Origin of the sequence: Pseudomonas sp. MAG002Y (genome assembly GCF_019400845.1) — a bacterium.
Lineage (GTDB): Bacteria > Pseudomonadota > Gammaproteobacteria > Pseudomonadales > Pseudomonadaceae > Chryseomonas > Chryseomonas luteola.
The window spans coordinates 15,217-36,822 of record NZ_WOEJ01000012.1; the positions used below are offsets into that span (position 1 = coordinate 15,217).

A 21,606-nucleotide genomic window follows, 5' to 3' on the forward strand; every position below is an offset into this window, starting at 1 on the left:
GCGTGAGGGCGGGTAATGCCATTCATTCTTGTTGCACTGCTGGCGTGGGGTATCTGGCTCTGGAGCGGCGATGCAGAGCAGGCTGCACAGGTGAACTACTCGGCCCAGCGCAATGAAGCGCAGGACAGCATCCTCGTCGGCCTCACTGCCTTGAACGATCCAGCCGTCAACGCGTTCGTGAACGAATGGCGCAGCGCCTATCCCTCGCCAACCCCTGAGCAGTTATCGCGGCTGCGTATCGCCGAGCAGAACATCCGCAACAACCCCAGCGTGGCCCTGACGTACACCGTGAACTGGAAAAACACCCATGCGCTGTGCGGGCAACTGACCACGCCGCTTGGCGATATCGAGTGCACACCTGGACTCTAACAGGAGGGTTTAGTCATGACCGCATCACGAGAACTGATCTGGACCGTGCTGGTTAATGGTGTACAGGTTGGCCAGATTGAGGACAGCCGCTATCAGTGGCTGATCCAGCAGAGCCGCCGTGACCGGCGCCTGTATCTGGCTCAAGCGGTAGAGGTGCTCAGGTATGCCTTACGCATGTTCACCCTGTTTTTCCGGGCTGTGCCTCTCTTTGCCTTCTGGGCGCTGCTGGGCCTTGGCCTGCTGGCGCCAGACGACTTCCAGTTATTGATCTCCCGTGGCCTGCCGGCTCTGCTGTCATCCCCGCTGACATCTGTCGTCATGGTGGCCGTTGGGCTTTCATGCGGCATCGCCACGCTGTTGCGCCGTGGTGTGCGCAATGTCTTCAACGACCGCCGCGATGAACTTCTGCGCCGGTATCTGAAAGTGGCCATCCCGGGCGAGCTGGTGCTCGTCTGCTGGGATGCACGCTCTGCACTACACCCTGTGTCACCCACCCCATAAAACGAGAGAAGGAGGATGTTATGGCTATTGGTATTGGTATTCCTGAAGCACTGACCCTGACCGGCATCTGTACGGTCATGCTGCCCATGCTCACCGCATGGATCGTTGGCGGCGAGTGATCCGCGCCATCACCAAGGTACGCCCTGCCAGCAGCCGTATCGCTGAACAGGGCATCCCAACCCAGCGAGGTATTGTCGTGACACATCTGAACAAGCTCGATCCTCACTTTCGAGGAAAGGAACCGGCCTGTTTTCTGCTGACGGGGCCAACGGCCTATGGCAAGTCAACGCTCCTGGCACTTCTGGCTGATCCAAAGGTTGCTCTACTGGTTGATCCATTAGGCTCGAAGAACCGGACGTGGTCGGAGCCTGAGCACATCGGTGTGCGCCTCATTGCATTTGATCACGTGGCCTATCTGCCCAATGCCGCCGAACAGGTAGAAGCTGCTGCGCGCTGGTGTGCTCGCCATAACGCCACTCTTCTCCTGTGTGAACAGACGCGAAGCGTGATCGAGGAGCGCGGTATCACGCTGCCTGACAATGTGGTTGAGCTGCATCTGTGCGGCACGATAGGGCAGGCTGATATTGAGTTCCGCCAGGGTACGCATGCACAGCGTCTAACGCCTCTGCAGGCTCGGCCGCGGATCGAGGCCTTGTTTGCCTGAAAAGCTCCCGACGAGATGACTTGCATCCCGAAAAACCCGTGAGAGGGTGGTTTTACACCCACTGCTCAGGAGGCCCAGCTATGAGCATTCAATGCAACGCAGAGCTTTTTCCGGAAACGCTGGAAGCTCTCGTGGATCCGGTCGTGTTTGAAGGCGAGCACCGCTGCAAGTTCGGCCATTCCACTGTTGTGGTGAAGCTATTGCCATCCTGGAGCTCCGACACGGGTTTATGGACGGTGGGGTGGTTCTGTCTGGTTGATCGCTCCGTGGACGAGTGGATGCCGGGCCAGCGAATACATGCCGGCTGGCCATGGTACAGACCTGCCCAGCAACCCTGCTCCCGCAGCTACGACATCGCATGTGCGGTAGCGGCAAGAGCCGCAAAGATCGTACTCGAGCAAATGCTTGAGTTCACAGGCAGTGAAGACGTGAACACTTCGGTCAGGCAGCTGCAGGACCGGATCGAGAAGCAGGCGATGCAATGGCTACAACCTGAAGCGTACGGAGAAAAATGATTATGAGCCTCTTTGACAGGATCACCGAGACCGAAGACAAGCCGGACTATTTTGATCGCAACCGCAAATGGCTGTATCCGCTGGCAGGGTCAATTACGTTAGTGGCCGCATCTTTGACTCTTTCCATGTGGCAGATGACACCAGGTGGCGAGCTGAACCTGTTTATCCCGGAATGGCTGATTGCGCTTTTTGCCTTGCTGGGCATCGTCATGGCGGGCTTTGGTTTGGCGGTCACCGACACGCTTTCCGCCGCCATCATGCGCTGCGTACTGACAGTAGCCGCCTTTGGCCTGGTGGCCTACGTGCTCTCAACCGTGGATACGCCTGACCTGGTTCGCTATCTGATCGGCCTGTTCATCGCGACCTGCTTCTACTGCATGACGCTGAAGACACGTAGATAGGAGCAGCCATGTCCACTTTTCGATACATCTGCATCGGTATTGGGACGCTGGTGGTCTTCATAGCTGCTCTATGGGGAGGCTTCCATGGATTGTATGGACTGGGCTACCTGATTACCGCTACTGCCAGCCACTTCGGGATCAACGCCGCGCAACTGATCATGAGTTTTTTCGGGGGCGCATCGGAGCCGGGCCCTGTCTTTGTTGCGGTCACCAGCATCATGGCCATAGTGCTGTTGGGTGCACTTCTAGCGCTTTTCCTTCTATGCATGGCCGCACTGGGCAAGACAGTTACTGAGCGGTTCGATCAGGCTAGAAATCAACAAATCCAGAGATAATCCCAGCCACTCCAAACGAGGAGTAACCATGAACACTAAAGCATCTGTGGGTGAGATATCAGCCGAGCCGGCTGAACAAACGAAACTGGTTCCGCTGCGCTTTCCTACCATGCTGCGCAAGATGTGGTCCGGTGGGGATGTGCAGGACTGGTTGGACCGCCATGGTCCTGTTTATGTACTGCACGTGAGCAAGGAAGCTGAGCAACATCCGGACGATATGGCAGTGGAAAGATTTGCTCGGGTCATGCAAATCAAGCTGGCGCAAAAGCGCACGCAAGGCAGAGGCGGCTGGGAAGACAGGTCCCAGTGCAGCAATGCCATGCTTTCTCAGATGCTCCGGGAACATGTCGAGAAAGGCGATCCTGTTGATGTCGCCAACCTGGCCATGATGATTCACCAGCGCGGCGAAACCATTGCCAAAGCCAAGCCGCTCAAGGAGTGACCAGGCCTGAAAGAGCAGTAGCACTCACCGATCAGTCGACTCGAAAACAACTTAAACAAACCACCGGGAGTAATCATGAACAACAGTGCAATTTCGGCTTTGCCAGTAGGAGACATCTCAATTCAACAGCATGGCAAGTCTATCGCTCAGGTCAGGCCAGTCAGCTTGAGAGTTGCCGAATTGGAGGCTGAGTGTGCACGGCTCCGATTGGCGCTTGCACGCAAGGAACAGGATCTGGAGCAGAAAGAGAAGGAACTGAAGGCTCACTACGAAGGGCGAGAAGGGTTAAGGACTGAGCTTGCCAACTATCGGTGGCTTCGCAGCAATGCCACGCTGCATCGCAGCATCATCAGGGGTAGCTTTGAAATCCGAGTTCAGGCTCCGTTGGAAGTACCAATCGGCCTCGACGATCTGGTGGGTCAGATCCGTACTCAGCATCAATCGCCAGCCTGAACGAAGGCTTGAATAGACAGAGGGATTGCAGCCTTGAACGAGAGCATTGAGCACAAAGCAGAGCAGGCTGATACCAGCAAAACAGGGTCAGGCCCCTTTCTGGCATTGCTCATTCTGACGCCCGTTGCGTTTTTCGTATGGGAATTGGCCTACTACGAAACCATCTTTGCCGTGCTGGCTGAGCAGTCTCAGGTCTGTGACAGTGGTGCCTCAGGTGCAGTGGACTGCATTGAGTTTGTGTTCACCTGGTTAATGTCGATGGGCCTTCTTGTGGTGCTTAACCTCGCCGCAGCGCTACTGCTGCTGGGCACTATTGCCCTGGCAATCAAAGATCAGAAATAGGGAAATACAGCGTACCTTCTCGCTTGTTCGATCATGATGGGCGCGTCCGTCACCTACCAGTTCAACCTGATATTCACAAACAGGCTGTGGCAAAAGGCCGAGTACATGGCGCTCCTGTTTTTGGCTACTTGTTTGATGGCTGCGCCAGTACTGATGACGGTCTATCAGGGGGTTATGGTAGCGCGTGGTAACGAGATCACCATGGGTTCCGGAAAACTGGTCATCTGGCTGGCGCTGGCAGGCTCGATACTGGTTGCAGGGATTGGCGCATTCAAGCTACGAGGCTTGAGCCAGCGCAGCTCCTTCTCAGCGGTTGGCTTTGCTGTAATGCCCATCCTGATCGGCCTTGTCAGCGCCATTGCTGTCGTCAAACAGCTCGCATTCATGGATGAAAACAGCGGCATGGTGAACTACGGCGCCATCAAACAGATAGCCGAGATCACGGACATGCCCGACTGCAAGAGCGATATCGTGCTGGCGCACTACGAAAAGGGCCTGCCGGTGGTGTATCGCTGCCCCAAGGCCTACGTGCTCAACCCAATGACCTCAAATCCCTTCGTGCCATGGCCGGACTATATCGAAGGGACCAGCGTACAGCTGGGCCAGGCAATGGATCAGTTTAACGAGCAGGCAAAGAACGAACAGTGAATTTGATCTTGCTACACAGGAGTAAACCACTATGCAGTCAGCATAGTTACAGCAGGATTCACCGTGGCTTTATTGGATCATGCCCGCCGGGACGGTAGGTACTACGGCGTTGTAACATCTAGGACTCATCGAGAGCAGTCCTTTTAGCTGCTGGGCTTGCCACCTGAGCAACGACGCTCCTTTTTTCAGAACAAATACAACGCTGGCTGTGGCACTCTCATTTAACTAATTATCGGAAGGAGAATGAAGCTGCTCTTTAGGCGCTGATTGGATCTCGTATCACGACTGCACGACATTAAACAATCTGAGATAGACTGGTTGAATTCTAGTAGCGAATATTGTTTTTATAAAGTTAGATGTGGGCCAAGATAAACTACAAAAATACGCTTCTCAGCAGTATCGGGATAAAAATGCATACGGTACCCATGAGGCAACTTGACATGATTCTCACAGTAGACCTGACGCCCATCATCCAGCCAGAAAAGGCGTTCTTTCTTCTTTTTCGGGTCGTTGTTAACACTTGTAGACTCGCCACTCACTTCAGCAGCCAGACCTAAGTCCCTTAAATACTCATGCCGATAGTCACAATATTCGTTTGCTTTCCACTTTGCACAAAATAACTCTAAAATATCTAAAGCATCTCTAGACTTTGATAGAATATCTTGGCGGGCTGACCACAATTGGAGAGCGGCACCTATTTGATTTGCAAGTAATGTGAGATGAGGAAATAAATTATGTCTTTGCACCCAAATTTCTTTCGCACTATCAAGTAAAGCGTTGCGGCGTTGCTTGAGTTCTTCACCATGTGTCAGCAAGCTAGCGCTATCACTCAAATTTAGTATGATTTCTTCTCTATGTTCTGGTATTGCGTCAAGTTCAAGGACCCATACATCAATATGGGAGTTCGCCCAGCTTGGGAAAGCAGTAAAGCTAGCAAGAAATGTTTTTAGATGAAAAGCTGCTAACAGGACTAACCTACCGGAGTTCTCGCCGGGAAGCCCGACCTCAATGGTATTTCTAATGTTTTCAATATCAATACTTTCAAATAACGGCTGCCTTGTTTCTAAAGACTTCAAAAAACGAAGCCAATCAGCAAGCTCAGCAACCTTTTGAGCTGAAGAATACCAGTCGCGGACAAAGTAGCCACTTGAAAGCTCCAGCCCCATAAGCGACCTATCCTGGTCTTCATCTACAAGCAAGATTTTTAAACCAGCATTCCGGCATATCTTCAATGCGTTGAAAAAAAATAATAGTCCATCGTCTGCCTCCTCTTTACAGGTGAAAGGCAAGGAGTGATGATTAAGTACAATCCCATTATTCATAGCAACTGATCCAGTTCCTTATCCCATTGGTCAAAAAAGCCATCTGGCCAACAATCAATACGTCCTAGATCATCTATATTTGGGTACATCACCTCTGAAGCGTGGATTGGGCTATGAACATCTCGCTGCAAGAAAAAAAGCTTTACATCATTGGCCTCAACAATGTTTTGCTTCACCGCAACTCGGACGCCGTTTAAAAAGTGATCAGAATGAGACTCTATAATTAACTGCACACCGTTTTTCGCTGCTATGGCGCACAGTCTCCCCATAAGAGACTGACCAGCAGGATGTAAATGTGACTCGGGGTTTTCGATGATAAGTAAATCGCCTGCTGCAGAGCTTAGAATACTGGTAATAACAGGCAGTACGTAACTAAGGCCGAAGCCGACATTCTGAGGCTTAAACTCTTCGGTTGTATCTTTTCCTTGATTGAAAGAATAACTTAGGCTTACCGAATTAAACTGTGGCTGAGCTACAGCTTTTATTTTAAGACCGGGGGTTATGTCAGACATCCAGGCCTCGATATTTGCAAGCAAGGTTTCAGATACCGATTTTGGGTGCTGCAACGCTGAAATTTCAAGATCTTTAGCGCCATTCACTGCTATGAAATGTGCAGCGAACTCTCCATGGTGGCCAAGGGATTTCAAGTCGCGAATATGAAATTCCGATAATTGATGATGGCTTTGCGGACCTAATCTGTTTGCGCTTAAGTACTGGAAGTTTGAATTAAACAAACTCAAGTTCTCTGAGTGATTACCTATTTCTGACTTGAGAAGCGGCAATAAATCCGAACCAGACTGGTATGCAAATTGAAAACTTACAGGCTGGATTATTTCATTCCACTTAATGGTGAATACTATTTCTTCTTGGTCGCTGAAGCTCGACAGTGCATCTTTGCCGGTGCCAATACTTACGTAATCGCCGTTTAGCAATAATCCTTTGTTCTGCAAAGTATTTCGCTCATGCGATTGTCGCAATAGGAGTAGACTTTGTATTAAAGTTGACTTGCCCATGCCGTTTAGGCCTGAGAACAGGTTTAAAGCTCCGAGCGGAAAACTTGCATTTAAGAGAGTCTTGAAATTCTTTATATTGATAAATTCAATCATGTAGCACCATTTGGATTAGATTTTCAATTTTTTCATATCGGATAACTACGTGGTCTTTTTTATGCGTGGAGTAGGTGATTGCATTTAAGAACTCACTGTCCTTAAGTAATTTGTTTAGCTCGTCGCGTAATTTTAGTTTATTATTAAGTAGAGTGTTGAAATCGGATTCGGTGATTTTTGCCAGCTTGATCATCCAAACTTCAAATAACGTTGAGTTTTTTGAACGCCTGCGAGAGTTAGTTGTAGGATCCTTCTCAAATCCAGACTTATCAAGTAATTGGTAGCAACGCTCGATGGCAGTTGAATACTGTTTTTTGAAATTTTCGCGATATTGTTCATCGCCCTTTTTTATATCTTCCATTGCTTTGTCTAAAAATGAAGCTATCTCCTTTTTGTTCTCGGGATCAAGGTAGTCAAAGCGATAAAAAGCCCAAAAGCGCAATACCAGTTCTTGGTCTTTCATTCTCTTAGATAGATCGCCCAGCATAGCTCTCGAACATTGAAGGTTCGCTAGTTCTTCTAGCAACTCACGATCCCTAGGCTTGGCAAGCGCATTGCGTATCTCTTGGTTATTGAGCGTTAGGCCGCCAGTATTGATACGGCGAAACACAGAATATTTAACGTCATCTGGCGTGCCCGGTTTAATCATATAAACAGTTACTGGGCACTCCTCAATTCGACGTTGATATTGACGATGTAGCTTGTCAAACGTCTTTCCGTTAAGCTCGGTCAGGAACTCGAGTCCGTTTAAGCGAAGCTTCTTATCCAAGACAAATTTTCGAATGGTTGATAGTCTCTGTAATCCATCTACGATCAGCCAATTATTTTCGTCTGAGGCATCAAAGTAAAAAGCAGGCAAAGGGAATCGTATCAATATCGACTCAATTAGCCGACTCATCTTACGATTATCCCATAATTCAGCATGTCGTTGGAAATCGGTATTCATATCGATTTCGTTGTGCTGTATTCGTTTTATCAGCGCGTCCAATGACTTCGGCTCAACCACTATGTCAATATCTGTAGGATTGAACGGATGCATCACTTCGTCGAGTAATTCTGGTTCTTCTTCAAAGCCCGATACAATCAGATCTTCATCGAGAGTAGTTTCTTGATAGCTATCCATTTTTTTCCTTTAGCCTAATACGCGTTTTTCCATAAGCACTTTTTACATCACGCGCTGTTTGATGTAGGTAGCTTTATGCATGAAGTCGTCAAATAATCCAGCCTCAGCCTATAATATGCCCGTTGCGAACTTGCGTACAGGCTGGTAAGTACCGTTTAGCTGTTGCTGCCGAGGAAAAATTGACTCCTTAGCTAGCAAGCAACCAATAATGGCAGATTCTTGCTTAACACTATTGGCGGTTTGGATTGATAATCGGCTTGGAAGTTATCATGCCTTTTAGGCCTACCGCGGCAGTAACATCTGATCACTATCGTCTGGGCGTAGCGATAAATAGGCAAGGGAACTTAAACGCCTACACTTTGAGCATCGCTTTACCGACACTCCACATCCCTCCTGAAACCATCTGCCTGAGCCTCGCGCTCGGTCCGGTAGGCTACCCGGATACGCGCCGGAATAGAGTGGTAGGAAGGGCAGAGCGTCGGTATAAAGTACGTTCCTGTGCGGCGTGAGGCATACACCATCCCATCGGTCCGGGTTGGATCAAACGGTTCGATTTCCTCTTTTTCAACATCATTCGAGGCAGATGCCTCCTGCAGGTCGGGGAAGAGTTCCTTGACCGTCTTGTCGCGCCGGATAATGCCGGCAAGCCCTGGCTTTCGATCCAGCGTCCAGCTGGCCTGCCCGGTAACAAACGGATTGTAGTGCCCCATGACTTTCGCTATACGGTTGTCCCGCTCCCTTTCCCATTCGTTGACCGGAAAGCGCTTGTCCCAGCTCATGAACAGCTTTTGCTGAAGCCTGGACAGGGTAATGCCGTAGCGGTCGCTCATGTAAAAATGCGTACGGGCAATAAGGCCCTTTACGGCGTCACGCGGCTCGACCGTGCGCAGCGCAGGATCGATCCTGAGATCACAGCGCCCGTAACGGCTGGCCGTGCCCGGCAGTTCACCGTACAGATAGCTGCCTCGGTCGGCATTGGCCTCTCCAATGGCGGGCGCCAGGTTGTGCAGGTCGGCATCGATTCGGTTGAACAGGGGATCGGCCCGGCAGGCTCCCGAGCCGCCCTCGCGCCAGCACTGGAGCTGATGGCCAAAGGACCAGACGCTCTGGATGTGCTCCCACTCAAGGCGAATGGCGCGATCGGGCAGGGCGCGGGTCTGGTAGCCGCAGGACTCATGATCCATGACGCCGCCACTACGACCTACCCACTCCCACTGGCAGCCGCAGTAGAGATCACCCGAGGCCTTCTCGCCAGCATTCTGATCACCGTAGATGTCGTTACGCAGGAAGTGCTTGGCATCGTAATAGGTTTCCGGGGCCGCCCATGTCACTCCCGAGAAGGTTAGCGCCAGCAGGACCAGAGCGGCTCTCATGGCTCGATAGCCTCGGGGTTGGCGACTGGCTTGCGGGTGAGCTTGTGCCAGAGCGCGACGGCAAGCGTTGGGATCACTACAAACAACACAGCCGACAGCACCGCCGCCACACACAGCATCAGGCTGCTTACGGCTATCCATTGCACCGCTTCAAAGGTCCACGGGATCAGCCAGCGTTCAATCTGGATGAACAGGCCCTCGATATAGGGGAAATGAGCCGAGCGGATAAACCAGAGCAGGGCGCCAATAAACAGGGCAATGGGGATAAAGGTAATCAGCCCATAGCTCAGCCGGTAGAGATCCGTCAGCGTAGGTACCGCATGAAGAGATACAAGGAACAGAGCAGTGATAATGAGCAGGCTCAAGGGATCGCTGTCTGCCTCGGTCCACAGGCTCCATAGGATTTCCTCAATTGCTGTCGGTATCCAGACGAGGATGTCTATTGGATTCTGAGGTGGCGCAGGGACGTCATAGGCGATACCCGTCAGCAGACACAACAGCACGCAGCCCACCGCGCAGGGCGCGAGGCCTTCCAGTGCTCGCCCCATATAGCTGAGCGGCCCTGGGAAAAAGGTGTAGTCCACATAGCCCAGCGTACCGTCTACATCACTGCGCTTGTACAGCGCTATACGGGTGAGCTTGAAGCCCATGCACAGGCAGATAACGGCGCGGGCGGTTTCACGTATGGGTGAGCCCACCATGCCGGTAAAGGCATAGGCGGGCCACGTCGGTAGTCTGGGACTGGCAATCAGGAAATGCTTGGCAAGGCCGGTCAGGGCCAGCACAGCGGCGGTCACACCCAAGAGAGCAAGTAACTGTGTCATGACGGTTTTCCTGCTAAACAGGCACCTGCACAAGCGGACTCATGCAGGGCCACATGGCGGAGGGTTAAGGAATCATCAACCTGACGGGTGAGCTGTAGCCTTGCTCGGTGTGTATACCCAGCGCCTCCTGAAAACTCAGCGAGATGCCCTTCTTGAAGTCAGCAAACGGGCTCAGGCGCGGCGTGTAGTTTTTCATTTTCAGCTTGCCGTCATCATCCGGTACCAGCCGGCGCACCAGCTGCTCAAGGGTCAGCTGGTCATCAATGATGCCGATGTTCTTGGCCGTACCGGCTTCCCAGACCAGTCCTTCAAACATGCCCTCGGTGGGCTTGAGACGATCGCCACGGCCCTGCTTTACGTCTGCGATAAACCGCTGGTGAGTCGCGCCCAGCACGGTCTTCCAGTACTGGACCTGCTCATCCCTGGCCGGTGAGAACGGGTCCAGCATCGACTTGCTGGTGCCGGCGGTATACACGCGGCGCTCGACATCAAGGAGCTTGATGGTCCTGTCAAAGCCAAAGCCGGTACTGATCACGCCAATCGAGCCCACAATGGCCGTAGGCGAGGCATAGATCTCCTTGGTGGCCGAGGCGATGTAGTACGCACCGCTTGCGCCAATGTCCTCGATCACGGCAAAGATGGGTTTTTCCGGATGACGCTGGCTTTCGTAGCGGATCTCGTCATAGACGCGCTTGGACTGGACCGGGCTTCCGCCGGGGCTGTTGATGCGGATGGCTACCGCCACGGTATTGGGGTTTTCCATGGCCTGACGCAGGCCCTTGTTGATGCGATCGGCATTGGCCGGTTGCTGGGCATCGATCGGTCCCATCACATCCACCACGCCAACATGGCTGGCCCCTTCGTTGACTTCCGAGGCCTCATCAAACAGGCGCAGGAAGTACCAGGTGTTAAAGGCGCTGAGCAGGACGATCAGGAGCAGCATGCCCTTGAAGATCAGGGTCCAGCGGTGCCGGGCGCGGCTCTGCTTGACGGTGCCCGACACCCACTTGTCAAAGGTGTGGATCTGCATGAGACGCTGGCGCTCCTGCAGGACCTCGATGGAGTCGTCCGGGGAATAGGGCGGTACATCACTACTTCGGTTGCGTTTAAACCAACTCATCGTCATGCCTCCAGTGGATCTTTCTTGGGTTTGGTATAGGGCGCAATGGCGCGGCACTCGGGATAGCCTGAACAGCCCCAGAACCGGCTGGCGCGTTTGGCATCCCCTTTCCTGCCCATGCGAAGGTTCATCGGGCGACCGCAGTCGCCGCACAGCGGGCGGTCCTCATCGCTGATGGGTTTTTGCGGCAGGCCCTTCTGGTCGGGAAAGGTCTTGTTGCAGGTATCGCGGTTGGTACAGCCCCAGAAAAAGCCCTTCTGGCCCTTGACCCGGCGCAGCTCCGCCCCGCAGGCGAAGCATTTATGAAGCGTGCCCCGCGCTTCGCTAAAGGTCTGCTTGAGCGCTGCCGCCTGAGTACTGCCCTGTCCCTCAGTGGCCGCAAGGCTGGCTTTAAAACCATGAACAATGCGCGACACCCAATCGGTGATCTTGCGCATGAACTCATCCTGACTGACTTCACCGCGAGCAACCCGCTCCAGCTCCTGTTCCCACGCGGCGGTAAGGCCGGGTGATTTCAGAGCAGGGGGAAGGGCCTTCATCAGCGCTACCGCCTTGTCGCTGGCGTGCAGCTGGCGCTTCTTGCGGATCAGGTAGCCGCGATCTACCGCCGTCTTGATGATGCTGGCGCGTGTGGCCGGTGTACCCAGCCCTGAGGTCTCCTTGAGGATGCGGCGGAACTGTTCTTCGGTGACGTAGCGGCTGATGTGCTCCATGGCCGAGAGCAGGGTGGCTTCGGTGAAGTAGGGCGGATGCCGGGTGTGCTTGCCGGTGACTTCCGGCCCGCTGATGATGGCCGGTTCGCCCTGGTTGATCAGGGGAAGCGCGCTGCTCTGCTCCTCCGCGTCATCCTCTTCATTGCTATCGGCTTCACTGAAGGCTTCGGTGTCCGGAAACAGGATCTTCCAGCCCTGTCGAGTCGGCTGGCGCCCCTTGGCAATGAACTCGTGCTTACCGGCCCTGACATGAATCACTGTGCGGTTGAATTCGTGGTGTTCGTAGAACTGGGCGATGTAGAAGCGGCGGATGGCGTCGTAGAGGTTGCGCTCGATTTCACTCAAGGCGCCAAGGTTTATCTTTTCAGCGGTCGGAATGATCGCTTCGTGGCTCTTGCCTTCGAGCTGCTTGTCGTTAAAGCATCGGCCCTTGCGCTTGAGGTCAGCGCCAGCCACCAGCCCAGAGATAGAGGCATCACTCAGGATAAGGGCCTGCATCACCTCGGGCGCTTCGGCGTGCATGTTTTCCGGCAGGTACCGGCATTCGGTACGGGGGTAGGAGATGGCCTGATGGTTCTCGTACAGGGACTGAGCCGCGGCAAGTACCTCATCGGCGGTGTAGCCAAAGCGCACGTTGCCGTACTGCTGAAGGCTGTTCAGGTGGAAAGGTAAGGGCGCACTTTCCTTTGACGCCACTACTTCCGCCTTTTCAATAACCCCACCGGTGCCGGTCAGCTGAGCGGCGACCTGCTCGGCCAGCGTCTTGTTGATGCAGCGTCCGGCCTCGTCCGTACACTCTTCCGGCGGTACCCACTTCGCGCTGAACTGGCCACGCTGTACGGCGACATCGGCCCACAGGTCCCAGTAGTCCCTGGGAACAAAGTTGGCGATGGCCTGATTACGGGTCACGACCAGATTGATCATGGGACAGACCACACGGCCGACATGCAAGGTTTCCTGAAAGCCTGCGCCACGGGCAATGAGGGTAAACAGGCGTGTCCCGTTCATGCCAACCAGCCAGTCAGAGCGCTCACGGCACACGGCGGAGTGGTAGAGGTTGATGGTGTCCTTGCCCGGCACAATGGCATCCAGTGCCTTGCGCAGTCCCTTGGGGTTCAGGGCCTTGATGCACACCCTGTACAGCGGACCCTGATAACCGGCGTAACGGATGACATTACGGGCAATGGCTTCGCCTTCCCGGTCAAAGTCGGTGGAGATATAGACCTTTCCCGCCTTCCTTAACAGTTCAGAGACAACCTTTAACTGGTCAAGGGTCTTGTCATTGGGCTGGTGCTTCCACTCGCCGGGCACCATGGGCAGGTGATCCAGCTTCCAGCCCTTCCAGTCCTCGGAATACTCATCGGGTTTTAGCGCCTGCAGGAGATGACCAATGCACCAGGTGACAAAGGTACCTTTGCCATTGTGCATGCAGCCCTTGCCGGTCCTGTCACAGCCCAGTACCGCAGCCAGCGCGTGGCCCTGCTTGGGCTTTTCGGCCAGATAGACGTCCACACTCATAAATCACCCCTTGATCGTCTGATCGAGGCCAGTTGGCGTTCGGTGGGAGGCTTGCCTGCGCCAAAGTGCAGCACGATCTCGGTGAGCTGCTCGCGCTGGCGCGTCGTCATGTCCTTGAACTGGCGATAGGGCTCGCCCTTGCGGATGGCACGACGCAGGCTGTTATCAAAGAAACGGTTTTCGGTGGAGTACAGCGTCTCGACCGCCGCGACCTTGCCGCTGTCCTTTAAGGTAATGGCCACGATGGCATAGTTCTGGGCATACAGCTCGTCGCTGATGCGCCAGTTAAGCCCGATCTCCTCGGCAATCTCGGCGGCCACGGAGCGTACTTCCTCGACATCGGCGTTGCGGCGCTTCTCCTCGGCCTCTTCCTTTTCCGGGCCGGTAAAATCCGTGACATGGGTGCCGCTGCCATCCTTGAGCTTGCCCAGCAGCTCCTGATTGACCAGGTTGAAGGCCTGGGCAATGTCTCGTCCGCCCGGGCTTTGCTGGCTGGACTCGGGTGCGTTCCCCTCGGGAATATCGTCCTTGTTGAAAAACAGCACATTGGTTGAGTAGAGCAGCGCCACAATGACGCCCAGCGCCACCAGCTGAGGAATCATGAGCGCTTCTCCGTGGGTTGAGGCCTTTCCTTGTGCAGGGCATAGAGCAGCTTCCAGTCCCTGACCACCGTTTCCAGCTGTGGGAGGCGGTGGTTCTGCTGGATGTCCTGCAGCATGACCGTAATCAGGCATACCGCATCCAGCGGGCTCTGCGCGTTGGCGGCTTCGGAGAGCATGACCAGAAGGTCTCTGTAGGAATCTTCATCTACCTGCACGGCGTCCATCACTGGCCTCCGGTCATCGCATGGCTGGTTTCAAACATGGCCTTGAGCGGGTCCTGTACCTGGCGCGCGGCCATGGGAGCTGCGGCCAGAGGCCCGCTTGTGACGTCCTCAGCTTGAGCCTGCTCGGGCAGATCCTCAGGCGAAGCCGACTCGTTGGCTGCGCTGTGCTCGGCATCCGAAATCCTGCGACCAAAGTTCAAGGTGAATTCGGTGACGACATCCCGATCGGCTGCGGGCAGGGTCTTGATCTCGATAAAGGGCGAGGCCTCGACGGCAGCGCTGATGACGGATTTGTTGTAGGCGTCGTTATGGGAAGAGCGGATCACTTCGAACCCGGTCAGAACGCCGTCCGGTCCCACTTTTACCCGGACCTGTGCACCATGCTTTTCGTAGTCCTCGGGTGCTTTCCAGTTCTGGCCCACCCGTATGCCCACCGCTGTGACCATATTCTGGTAGGCCGGGGTCTGCGCCAGTGCTGCCAGTCGCTTCTGGTGTGCATCCTCAGCTTCGGGAGGTGTGCCTACCTGACTGGGCTTGATGCTGTAGCCAAAGCTTGCGAGGTCTTTTTCGGGCGGGGATACCTCATCCTGACCCTGAGCCAGTCCCGCTTTTTCTACCTCATCCTGACCTGAAGGTTTTGCCCCTGCGTCAGTGGCGATGCTGGGCGCAGCAACCTTTGATGCGGGAGATGATCCGGGTCCAGCTGATGCGCCAGCGGTCATCTCCTCTTCAACAGGATCCGTGGTAGGCGGAACCGTCTCTACACCCTCGCGGGTGATCTTGTGCTCAGGCGCCTGGATGGGCTGGGGTGGAGGCTCGCCTGAGAATTCATCCTCTTCAAAGTCGGCGTCCGGGTCGATAGCGAGGGATGCAGTAGATGGAGTGGCGTCGTCCAAGCCTGTTGTGGCTATTGAGGGGGAAGATCTATCCAAATGAGCCGCGTCTGGTTTGAGCGGCGAATCTACTCCGCTGGCCTGTGTCATCGGCACATCACTGCTGACAGGCGTCTGTGGGGTCAGGTGTTCTGGCTTGCTCTTGTGTGTGGCTACATAGGAGATGCCCAGTCCGCAGAGGATGGCCACGGCCAGAAGCGTCATCCTTTTAGGTGACTTTTGTTTCTTCTCCTGTTCAGGTTCGCGCTCTGCCTTGATCTCGGGAAGTACTGTTTCATCAGTAGGTGTTGTCATGGTCCGGCTCCGTCAGGATCAGTGGATGTTCAGGGCCGCGCAGCCGCCAATGGATTTGGGCCGCACACTGCTTTTTACGATGGCGCGGGTCGGCGCCGAGAGGTCTGCTCGGCTACAAAAGCCCCGCCATGCCGCCAGATAGCTGTTGTAGTCATAGGTGGGCGCGCGGCACCGTCCGGTGAGGTAGTCCGGAATGCCCAGCTGCTGGCCTTCATCGGTCACAAACTGCCAGTCGGCTTCATCCATGCCCTTGCCGTTGTCGCAGTAGCGTACCCAGCGGGAGGTCTCGTAGATGGAGTAGCCACGCGCACGGTCTGGGCGTGCCGCAAAGGTCTGGGTGTGTACTACCGGCACCATGGGTACGGAGGGCGTCCGGGCACGGGTAGGGTCGTAGACGATGCCCCGCCGTGGATCGAGCGCCGCGCCATTGCGGGTCTCGGTGTTGAAGTCACCGCCCAGCGAATGGACGTAGGCGGGCTGGCGCATGGCGGCACCGGCGCGGCCCGTATTGATCCATGCCAGTGACAGCGAGCGGTTGACCCGGCCGGCCCTCAGCTCAAGCTCCTTGTAGTAGGCCGCATACATCTCCAGACGGTTAAGCGCGGCCCGGTTTTCCTCGGTCGGGTATTGCTCAGTGATGCGCTTGAACTCGGGCAGGTTCATCTCTACCCATTCGCGCGAGGGCTCGTCCGGTATCTCAGGCAGTGGGTGCAGCCTGGCTTGCAGGCCCATGCAGCCGGACAGGGCAAGGGAGAGCACTGCAAGAGAGATAAAGGATTTATTCGTCCTCATCCGTCCACTCCTCTTGCTTACCCAGCGTCCTGAAAAAGAGGGTGCCCTCTATGCACTGCCCATAGACGCTTTCCAGCAGGGCGCCGGCGTCGTGGGGTTGTGTATTGGGGAACTCGGAGGTGACCTTCGATATATAGGGCAGCAACACATCAAGCAGCCGGGGCTCGTCAGTGCTTGCGCTGTCGCAAAAAATGGCGCGTAGGGTTTGAGTGGTTCCGCCGATGGAACTGGCGATTGCCCAGACTGCGTCGATTTCGGCCTGATTCTTTAAAACAAGGTGAACAGTGCCGTCGGGTTTGGAATATGCCTGCATGTGAAACTGCTCCGTGGTGAGGTGGAAACAGTCTACGAGCAAAAATAAGTGGACCATCGGCGTACTCCCTACCCGCGCGGGTAGGGAGTACGCCGATTGATAGTAAAAAAATCTGCGACGATAGCTCTCAGGATCGATTGACTGGGGTCGCAGGTCGTTATGTTCAGTTTTTTGCGTGGCCTTTTAGGAAGGCAAAAGAAAAATCCGGCCGATGGCTCCAGTGCCCCGCTGTATTTTGTCGAGAACATCTACCTGCCCGACTTCGAGGCAGACCCCGGCACGCGCTATCCACCCTTCCCCGAAGGCTGCGAGATCATCGAGCCGCGCAGGCTGCTGGCAGGGCATCGTACGCAGATTGCGCGCCTGAAACAGTCGCTGGGGCTTTCTGAGCATGAATTCAGAGTCATTATCGATCCGGTCCTGGTGCGCTACGCTGAATTCGTTCATCTCCTGCCAGCTTCCCAGCACCATCACCACAAGGGACGCGGCGGCCTGTTGCGGCACGGACTTGAGGTCGCCTTTCACGCCGCGCGCATGAGCGGTGCGGTTATCTATGACGCGGATGCCACGCCTCGTGAGCGGCGTAATCGGGAAAAGGTCTGGCGTGTGGCAACTGCCCTTGCGGGTCTGCTGCATGACGTCGGCAAGCCGGTGTGCGACATGAAGATCACCAGCGACACGGGCCTGCTCTGGAACTTTGCACTCTACGAGCATGGGTATCGACTGGTGCCCTGGGCGCGGGACAACAAGATCCAGCGCTACTTTGTGTCATGGCGGGAGGATCGTATTCATAACCGCCATGCCTTTCATGGACCGGGGATTGCGCGCCTCCTGATTCCCAAACAGACGCGCGCCTTTCTGACGCCCGACAACACCATGGAAATGCTGGACCAGATCGACGAAGCCATTGGTGGCTACGCGGTGCAGTCCAAGATTGCCCACGTGGTCCTCAAGGCGGATCAGGCCAGCGTCACACTGGACTTGAAGCTCAACGGCGGAGGCGATGGCTCACAGGCGTTCATGCCCTCCGTTGAGCGCTACCTGGTGGAAGGGACTCGCCGGATGATCAAGTCGGGCCGCTGGAAGATCAATGAGCCCGGCGCGATTGTGTATGTGTTCAAGGAAGGCCTGTTCATCAACTGGAAGGCGGCTTCACGCGATGTACTGACTCGTCTGAGTGATGACGGCATTCAGGCCATCCCAAAGGAGCCGGCAGTACAGGCAGACATGCTGATTCACTGTGGGGTAGCTGTACCTCGTGAAGTTGCAGGTGGCCCAGGGGAGCCGGTAACGACCTATCGGTACTGGGCCATCAAGCCCGTGTTTAAAGACGTGACCGGCCCTACGCTCCAGGGAGAGCTTGCACTGCTCAAGATTCAGGAGGCGGACCTCTTCTTTCCCATGGGGCTACCGGCCGCGATAGAGGGTGTGATTGGCAATGAGCCCGAGAGAGAGAAGATACCGGCCAAAACCCCAGGCATCATCACGCCTGCCGCTACCCTTGATAAAGAGACAGACAGTACGAACGCAGCAACGGAACTGATACCTGAAAGTACTGACAAGGACGCTCCCAAAAGAAGAAAAAAGGGGAAGGCTAACGCAGCAGAGGAAAACGGTCAGGGTACTGAGGCAGATACAGGGAATACGGCTACATCACCCTTGGCTACTACAGAATTTGATGCCCTTCTTGAGCATGTCACGCAGGGGCCACGCGTCGCAGGGCAGCCTGTAAAGGCAATGACAGAAGAGGAGGGCTCGCCAGAGCCTGCGGCTGTCTCGGAAAGCCCTATCGGTATGGATATTGGAGCTGATTTCTTTGGTATGGCTATCGGATCGACCGAAGAAGGGCCACCCCTTGATGCCTATGAAGAGGATATGGCGGTTCTACAGGCGCAAGAGCACCGCTCGGGCGAGAAACCCGTCATCCATCTTCTGGAACCTGAGAGTAGTCGCAAGAAAAAGCGTGCAGGCAAGAAGTCAAGGAATGAAGATCCTGGCAGGGGATCGGGCCTTGAGGGGGAAAGTTTGCCGCTAATGCCTGACCTGCTGAGCTTTGCTGATGAGGAGCTTGCTCCCATCGCACCGGCCGTGCATGCCGATGATGCCTGCTTTGAAGTCATGGATATGCCTTTTGCCGTATCAGAGGACCATCCTCATATTGTCTTTAAGGCAAACGAACGTATCGCCTCTGAACCTGAAATAACGCTTGGGCGCCAGAGCGCTGGTCATCAGGCGCTGGTTTCCCCCGCCAGACCCAAGGCGAAACAACGCCGCACCCGAGCGGAAGAAAAACAACACAGTGACGCGCGTTTGCCTGCCTCAATAGACGATTTCAAGCCGTTCGAGGTCAAGGCACCTGACCTGCATCTTGAACGTTATGTTGAGGCTAACAAGCTGGCCGACCTAAGACCTGGTGCTACGCCAGAGCCTGTATGCGTCACCCTTGAGCGTGTTCAGTCTATACCGCCGAAATACCTGCACACCGTAGCGGCTGTTACCAAAGCTGGCACAGTTGGGCTAAGCGCTGCCCCCTCGCAGGAGGAGGTACCTGCCGAGAATGAGTCCGCTGATGAGCGGGATGCCGAGGCTGAGACCATCGACCTGGATGTCAAGTTTGTAAAGGGTGCGACACCCCAGCAGTGCCTTGAGCAGTTGGCGCAAATGATCAGGCAAGGTTATGGACGATGGATTCCCGGCACTATTCACCGGAGCAAAAGAGGATACTCCCTGGGCGTCGAGTGCCTGGACCTTATTAACAATGACTGTCCAGAGGTCAAGCGTCGAGACCTTGAACGGCTGCTTCGCTCATCAAGGGCGATCAAGGCCCTTGGCCTGAAGAAAGAAGGGGATCAAATCATTTTTGTCGACAGTCAGGAGGGCTTCTAATTGAGAGACAACTATGAGATGCCCTTTCGGCCCAATTATGAATTTATGGCCTGCATGGGTTGGGTCGCCGCGTCTTCGGTCGCCTATCTGGTCAATCAGGTCACTGATATGCCACCTGAGCCGGTGTACTGGATGAGTGGCATCTGCTCGATCATGGCCATCAGCCGTCTGCCCGCGGCGATCCGCCTGCACTACGTCAAGCGCAACCTGCAGGGCAAGAAACTCGAATTCATCACCCTTGAGCAGCTGAACAAGGCCATCCGAAAAAATCCTGATCAGTTATGGCTGGGCAAGGGCTTTTACTGGGAGAACCGACACTGCCAGCTGGTATACGAGATCCTCAAGCGCAATCTGTCCGAGATCGTCAATCCCCGCGCCAGCAAGGGTATTGAGGGCAGGGATGAGATGCAGATGGGTGCGCCATGGATTCATGGGCTTGAGCCGCGTGAAATCCAGATCACGCAGCCGATTGCTCACACCGAAGGGCATGTGCTGATCGAGGGCACGACCGGCGCGGGCAAGACCCGCCTGTTTGACCTCCTTATCAGCCAGAAAGCGCTGCGCGGTGAGGCCGTGCTGATCATTGACCCGAAGGGTGACAAGGAGATGCGTGAGAATGCCCGTCGCGCAGCGGCGTTTGTGGGACGGCCCTTCTACAGCTTTCACCCGGCCTTTCCGGATGAATGCATGCGCATCAACCCGCTGCAGAACTTTACCCGCGTCACCGAGATTGCCTCTCGCATCGCCGCCCTGATTCCTTCGGAAACCGGCTCGGACCCGTTCAAGAGCTTTGGCTGGCAGGCACTGAACAACGTCTGTCAGGGGCTGTACATCATCGACAAGCGACCCACACTCAAGCTGCTGCGTCGCTACCTTGAAGGCGGCGTGGATAGCCTTGTGATCAGTACCGTCTCGGCCTATGCCCGGCAGGCACTGGGTGAGGACTGGGAGTCCATGATGGTGGCCCTGTTTGATAAATGGCTGGAGCCACTGCCAATCCGCAAAAAGGCAATGATGGCCAATGCGTTTTATAAGCAGGTCATTCAACCGGTACGGGCCAGTTCAGAACTGGAAGGGCTGCTCAACATGTTTGAGCATGACAGCGCGCACTTCTCCAAGATGGTCGCAACGCTCCTGCCCGTCCTGAACATGCTGACCTCGGGCGATCTAGGCGCACTTCTTTCGCCTGACCCTGAAGACCCTACCGATGACAGGCCTATAACCGATAGCGCCTTATTAATAAATGAGGGCGCAATTACCTATATTGGGCTGGATTCTCTTACTGATAACATGGTTGCGTCAGCCATTGGTTCTATTCTACTTTCGGACCTGACCGCTGTTGCCGGTGATCGCTATAACTTTGGGGTGGATAACCGTCCAGTAAATGTATTTGTCGATGAGGCGGCCGAAGTTATCAATGAGCCCTTTATCATGCTGTTGAACAAGGGCCGGGGAGCCAAATTGACATTATATGTAGCCACCCAAACCTATGCGGATTTCTGTGCGCGACTTGGCAGTGAACACAAGGCGCAACAAGTACTGGGCAATGTTAACAATACCATTGCCCTGCGCTTAAAAGATGCTGAAACACAGGAACAGTTTGTAAAGGATATCCCCGAAACCCGTATCAAATATGTAGTACGGTCTCAAAGCATGAATTCGGGAGGAGAAGATCCGCTGCTTCATGGTGGAGGACAGGGCGAACGACTTATGGAAGAGTTGGTGCCACTGGTTAATTATCAATTATTAACCATGCTACCGAATCTGGAATATTTTGCGAAGTTATCTGGCGGGAAGATTATCAAGGGAAGAATCCCGATCTTACATTAGTTG

At 54.8% G+C, this 21,606-nt stretch carries 24 protein-coding genes; 12 read left to right on the top strand and 12 right to left on the bottom strand.

Annotation, left to right across the window (positions count from 1 at the left end; translation table 11 throughout):
- The first annotated feature begins 15 nt into the window (after positions 1-15).
- The 10 genes from GM154_RS16990 (at position 16) to GM154_RS17035 (ending at position 4,670) form a co-directional block, all read left to right on the top strand.
- Positions 16-369 (top strand): hypothetical protein, encoded by a 354-nt coding sequence (locus tag GM154_RS16990; RefSeq protein ID WP_219652874.1) that lies wholly within the window; start codon positions 16-18, stop codon positions 367-369.
- A gap of 15 nt (positions 370-384) precedes the next feature.
- On the top strand, positions 385-870 hold the full coding sequence (locus tag GM154_RS16995; RefSeq protein ID WP_219652875.1) for a hypothetical protein: 486 nt from the start codon (positions 385-387) through the stop codon (positions 868-870).
- A gap of 97 nt (positions 871-967) precedes the next feature.
- A complete protein-coding gene (locus tag GM154_RS17000) occupies positions 968-1,534 on the top strand; it encodes a hypothetical protein (protein WP_219652876.1) in 567 nt (188 codons plus the stop codon).
- Positions 1,535-1,614: 80 nt separating this feature from the next.
- Positions 1,615-2,049: a hypothetical protein gene (locus tag GM154_RS17005; RefSeq protein ID WP_219652877.1), complete on the top strand. Its 435-nt coding sequence runs from the start codon at positions 1,615-1,617 to the stop codon at positions 2,047-2,049.
- 2 nt (positions 2,050-2,051) lie between these two features.
- Positions 2,052-2,450 carry a hypothetical protein gene (locus GM154_RS17010; RefSeq protein ID WP_196122176.1) on the top strand — a complete coding sequence of 133 codons (399 nt, stop codon included), beginning with the start codon at positions 2,052-2,054 and terminating at the stop codon, positions 2,448-2,450.
- A gap of 8 nt (positions 2,451-2,458) precedes the next feature.
- The gene (locus GM154_RS17015; protein ID WP_196122180.1) at positions 2,459-2,785 is read left to right on the top strand and encodes a hypothetical protein; all 327 of its coding nucleotides are present in this window, start codon (positions 2,459-2,461) and stop codon (positions 2,783-2,785) included.
- Positions 2,786-2,813: 28 nt separating this feature from the next.
- Entirely contained in the window at positions 2,814-3,227 is a 414-nt protein-coding gene (locus GM154_RS17020; protein ID WP_219652878.1) for a hypothetical protein, read from the top strand.
- Positions 3,228-3,302: 75 nt separating this feature from the next.
- Entirely contained in the window at positions 3,303-3,680 is a 378-nt protein-coding gene (locus GM154_RS17025) for a hypothetical protein (RefSeq protein WP_219652879.1), read from the top strand.
- Between the two features lie 33 nt (positions 3,681-3,713).
- The gene (locus GM154_RS17030) at positions 3,714-4,022 is read left to right on the top strand and encodes a hypothetical protein (RefSeq protein ID WP_219652880.1); all 309 of its coding nucleotides are present in this window, start codon (positions 3,714-3,716) and stop codon (positions 4,020-4,022) included.
- Between the two features lie 105 nt (positions 4,023-4,127).
- Positions 4,128-4,670 carry a hypothetical protein gene (locus GM154_RS17035; protein WP_219652881.1) on the top strand — a complete coding sequence of 181 codons (543 nt, stop codon included), beginning with the start codon at positions 4,128-4,130 and terminating at the stop codon, positions 4,668-4,670.
- A 344-nt stretch (positions 4,671-5,014) separates the two neighbouring features.
- On the opposite strand, the gene GM154_RS17040 is transcribed toward GM154_RS17035, so the two are convergent.
- The 12 genes from GM154_RS17040 to GM154_RS17095 all read right to left on the bottom strand — a co-directional run bounded on the left by GM154_RS17040 (position 5,015) and on the right by GM154_RS17095 (position 16,887).
- Positions 5,015-5,992 carry a hypothetical protein gene (locus GM154_RS17040; protein ID WP_219652882.1) on the bottom strand — a complete coding sequence of 326 codons (978 nt, stop codon included), beginning with the start codon at positions 5,990-5,992 and terminating at the stop codon, positions 5,015-5,017.
- A complete protein-coding gene (locus GM154_RS17045; protein ID WP_219652883.1) occupies positions 5,989-7,098 on the bottom strand; it encodes a DUF3696 domain-containing protein in 1,110 nt (369 codons plus the stop codon). Before GM154_RS17045 ends, GM154_RS17040 begins: the two co-directional genes overlap by 4 nt.
- Positions 7,091-8,221, bottom strand: a complete 1,131-nt coding sequence (locus GM154_RS17050) for a DUF262 domain-containing protein (protein ID WP_219652884.1) — start codon at positions 8,219-8,221, stop codon at positions 7,091-7,093. Before GM154_RS17050 ends, GM154_RS17045 begins: the two co-directional genes overlap by 8 nt.
- Positions 8,222-8,592: 371 nt before the next feature.
- Positions 8,593-9,594: an endonuclease gene (locus GM154_RS17055; protein WP_219652885.1), complete on the bottom strand. Its 1,002-nt coding sequence runs from the start codon at positions 9,592-9,594 to the stop codon at positions 8,593-8,595.
- A complete protein-coding gene (locus tag GM154_RS17060; RefSeq protein ID WP_219652886.1) occupies positions 9,591-10,418 on the bottom strand; it encodes a hypothetical protein in 828 nt (275 codons plus the stop codon). The genes GM154_RS17055 and GM154_RS17060 overlap by 4 nt, the downstream gene beginning before the upstream one ends.
- Positions 10,419-10,482: 64 nt before the next feature.
- Positions 10,483-11,538: a S49 family peptidase gene (locus tag GM154_RS17065; RefSeq protein ID WP_219652887.1), complete on the bottom strand. Its 1,056-nt coding sequence runs from the start codon at positions 11,536-11,538 to the stop codon at positions 10,483-10,485.
- 2 nt (positions 11,539-11,540) lie between these two features.
- Positions 11,541-13,769, bottom strand: a complete 2,229-nt coding sequence (locus tag GM154_RS17070; protein WP_219652888.1) for a DNA topoisomerase 3 — start codon at positions 13,767-13,769, stop codon at positions 11,541-11,543.
- On the bottom strand, positions 13,766-14,371 hold the full coding sequence (locus GM154_RS17075) for a TonB C-terminal domain-containing protein (protein WP_185755848.1): 606 nt from the start codon (positions 14,369-14,371) through the stop codon (positions 13,766-13,768). The genes GM154_RS17070 and GM154_RS17075 overlap by 4 nt, the downstream gene beginning before the upstream one ends.
- On the bottom strand, positions 14,368-14,595 hold the full coding sequence (locus GM154_RS17080; RefSeq protein ID WP_010799350.1) for a hypothetical protein: 228 nt from the start codon (positions 14,593-14,595) through the stop codon (positions 14,368-14,370). Before GM154_RS17080 ends, GM154_RS17075 begins: the two co-directional genes overlap by 4 nt.
- The gene (locus GM154_RS17085; RefSeq protein WP_125913192.1) at positions 14,595-15,782 is read right to left on the bottom strand and encodes a TonB C-terminal domain-containing protein; all 1,188 of its coding nucleotides are present in this window, start codon (positions 15,780-15,782) and stop codon (positions 14,595-14,597) included. Before GM154_RS17085 ends, GM154_RS17080 begins: the two co-directional genes overlap by 1 nt.
- An 18-nt stretch (positions 15,783-15,800) precedes the next feature.
- Positions 15,801-16,574, bottom strand: a complete 774-nt coding sequence (locus tag GM154_RS17090) for a hypothetical protein (protein WP_125913191.1) — start codon at positions 16,572-16,574, stop codon at positions 15,801-15,803.
- Positions 16,561-16,887: a hypothetical protein gene (locus GM154_RS17095; protein WP_125890158.1), complete on the bottom strand. Its 327-nt coding sequence runs from the start codon at positions 16,885-16,887 to the stop codon at positions 16,561-16,563. The genes GM154_RS17090 and GM154_RS17095 overlap by 14 nt, the downstream gene beginning before the upstream one ends.
- Before the next feature lie 159 nt (positions 16,888-17,046).
- On the opposite strand from GM154_RS17095, the gene mobH reads away from it, so the two are divergent.
- Entirely contained in the window at positions 17,047-19,773 is a 2,727-nt protein-coding gene (gene mobH, locus GM154_RS17100; RefSeq protein ID WP_219652889.1) for a MobH family relaxase, read from the top strand.
- Positions 19,774-21,603, top strand: a complete 1,830-nt coding sequence (gene traD, locus GM154_RS17105; protein WP_125913189.1) for a conjugative transfer system coupling protein TraD — start codon at positions 19,774-19,776, stop codon at positions 21,601-21,603.
- Positions 21,604-21,606 lie beyond the last annotated feature (3 nt).

Excerpts from the sequence above, each read along its gene's own strand:
- GM154_RS17005 (WP_219652877.1), top strand. The coding sequence starts at position 1,615 with ATGAGCATTCAATGCAACGCAGAGCTTTTTCCGGAAACGCTGGAAGCT.
- GM154_RS17055 (WP_219652885.1), bottom strand. The coding sequence starts at position 9,594 with ATGAGAGCCGCTCTGGTCCTGCTGGCGCTAACCTTCTCGGGAGTGACA.
- GM154_RS17075 (WP_185755848.1), bottom strand. The coding sequence starts at position 14,371 with ATGATTCCTCAGCTGGTGGCGCTGGGCGTCATTGTGGCGCTGCTCTAC.
- GM154_RS17015 (WP_196122180.1), top strand. The coding sequence starts at position 2,459 with ATGTCCACTTTTCGATACATCTGCATCGGTATTGGGACGCTGGTGGTC.
- GM154_RS17095 (WP_125890158.1), bottom strand. The coding sequence starts at position 16,887 with ATGCAGGCATATTCCAAACCCGACGGCACTGTTCACCTTGTTTTAAAG.
- GM154_RS17090 (WP_125913191.1), bottom strand. The coding sequence starts at position 16,574 with ATGAGGACGAATAAATCCTTTATCTCTCTTGCAGTGCTCTCCCTTGCC.
- GM154_RS17010 (WP_196122176.1), top strand. The coding sequence starts at position 2,052 with ATGAGCCTCTTTGACAGGATCACCGAGACCGAAGACAAGCCGGACTAT.
- GM154_RS17065 (WP_219652887.1), bottom strand. The coding sequence starts at position 11,538 with ATGAGTTGGTTTAAACGCAACCGAAGTAGTGATGTACCGCCCTATTCC.
- GM154_RS17035 (WP_219652881.1), top strand. The coding sequence starts at position 4,128 with ATGGCGCTCCTGTTTTTGGCTACTTGTTTGATGGCTGCGCCAGTACTG.
- GM154_RS17025 (WP_219652879.1), top strand. The coding sequence starts at position 3,303 with ATGAACAACAGTGCAATTTCGGCTTTGCCAGTAGGAGACATCTCAATT.
- GM154_RS17070 (WP_219652888.1), bottom strand. The coding sequence starts at position 13,769 with ATGAGTGTGGACGTCTATCTGGCCGAAAAGCCCAAGCAGGGCCACGCG.
- GM154_RS16995 (WP_219652875.1), top strand. The coding sequence starts at position 385 with ATGACCGCATCACGAGAACTGATCTGGACCGTGCTGGTTAATGGTGTA.
- GM154_RS16990 (WP_219652874.1), top strand. The coding sequence starts at position 16 with ATGCCATTCATTCTTGTTGCACTGCTGGCGTGGGGTATCTGGCTCTGG.
- GM154_RS17020 (WP_219652878.1), top strand. The coding sequence starts at position 2,814 with ATGAACACTAAAGCATCTGTGGGTGAGATATCAGCCGAGCCGGCTGAA.
- GM154_RS17000 (WP_219652876.1), top strand. The coding sequence starts at position 968 with ATGGATCGTTGGCGGCGAGTGATCCGCGCCATCACCAAGGTACGCCCT.
- mobH (WP_219652889.1), top strand. The coding sequence starts at position 17,047 with ATGTTCAGTTTTTTGCGTGGCCTTTTAGGAAGGCAAAAGAAAAATCCG.
- GM154_RS17080 (WP_010799350.1), bottom strand. The coding sequence starts at position 14,595 with ATGGACGCCGTGCAGGTAGATGAAGATTCCTACAGAGACCTTCTGGTC.
- GM154_RS17040 (WP_219652882.1), bottom strand. The coding sequence starts at position 5,992 with ATGAATAATGGGATTGTACTTAATCATCACTCCTTGCCTTTCACCTGT.
- GM154_RS17085 (WP_125913192.1), bottom strand. The coding sequence starts at position 15,782 with ATGACAACACCTACTGATGAAACAGTACTTCCCGAGATCAAGGCAGAG.
- GM154_RS17060 (WP_219652886.1), bottom strand. The coding sequence starts at position 10,418 with ATGACACAGTTACTTGCTCTCTTGGGTGTGACCGCCGCTGTGCTGGCC.
- GM154_RS17045 (WP_219652883.1), bottom strand. The coding sequence starts at position 7,098 with ATGATTGAATTTATCAATATAAAGAATTTCAAGACTCTCTTAAATGCA.
- GM154_RS17050 (WP_219652884.1), bottom strand. The coding sequence starts at position 8,221 with ATGGATAGCTATCAAGAAACTACTCTCGATGAAGATCTGATTGTATCG.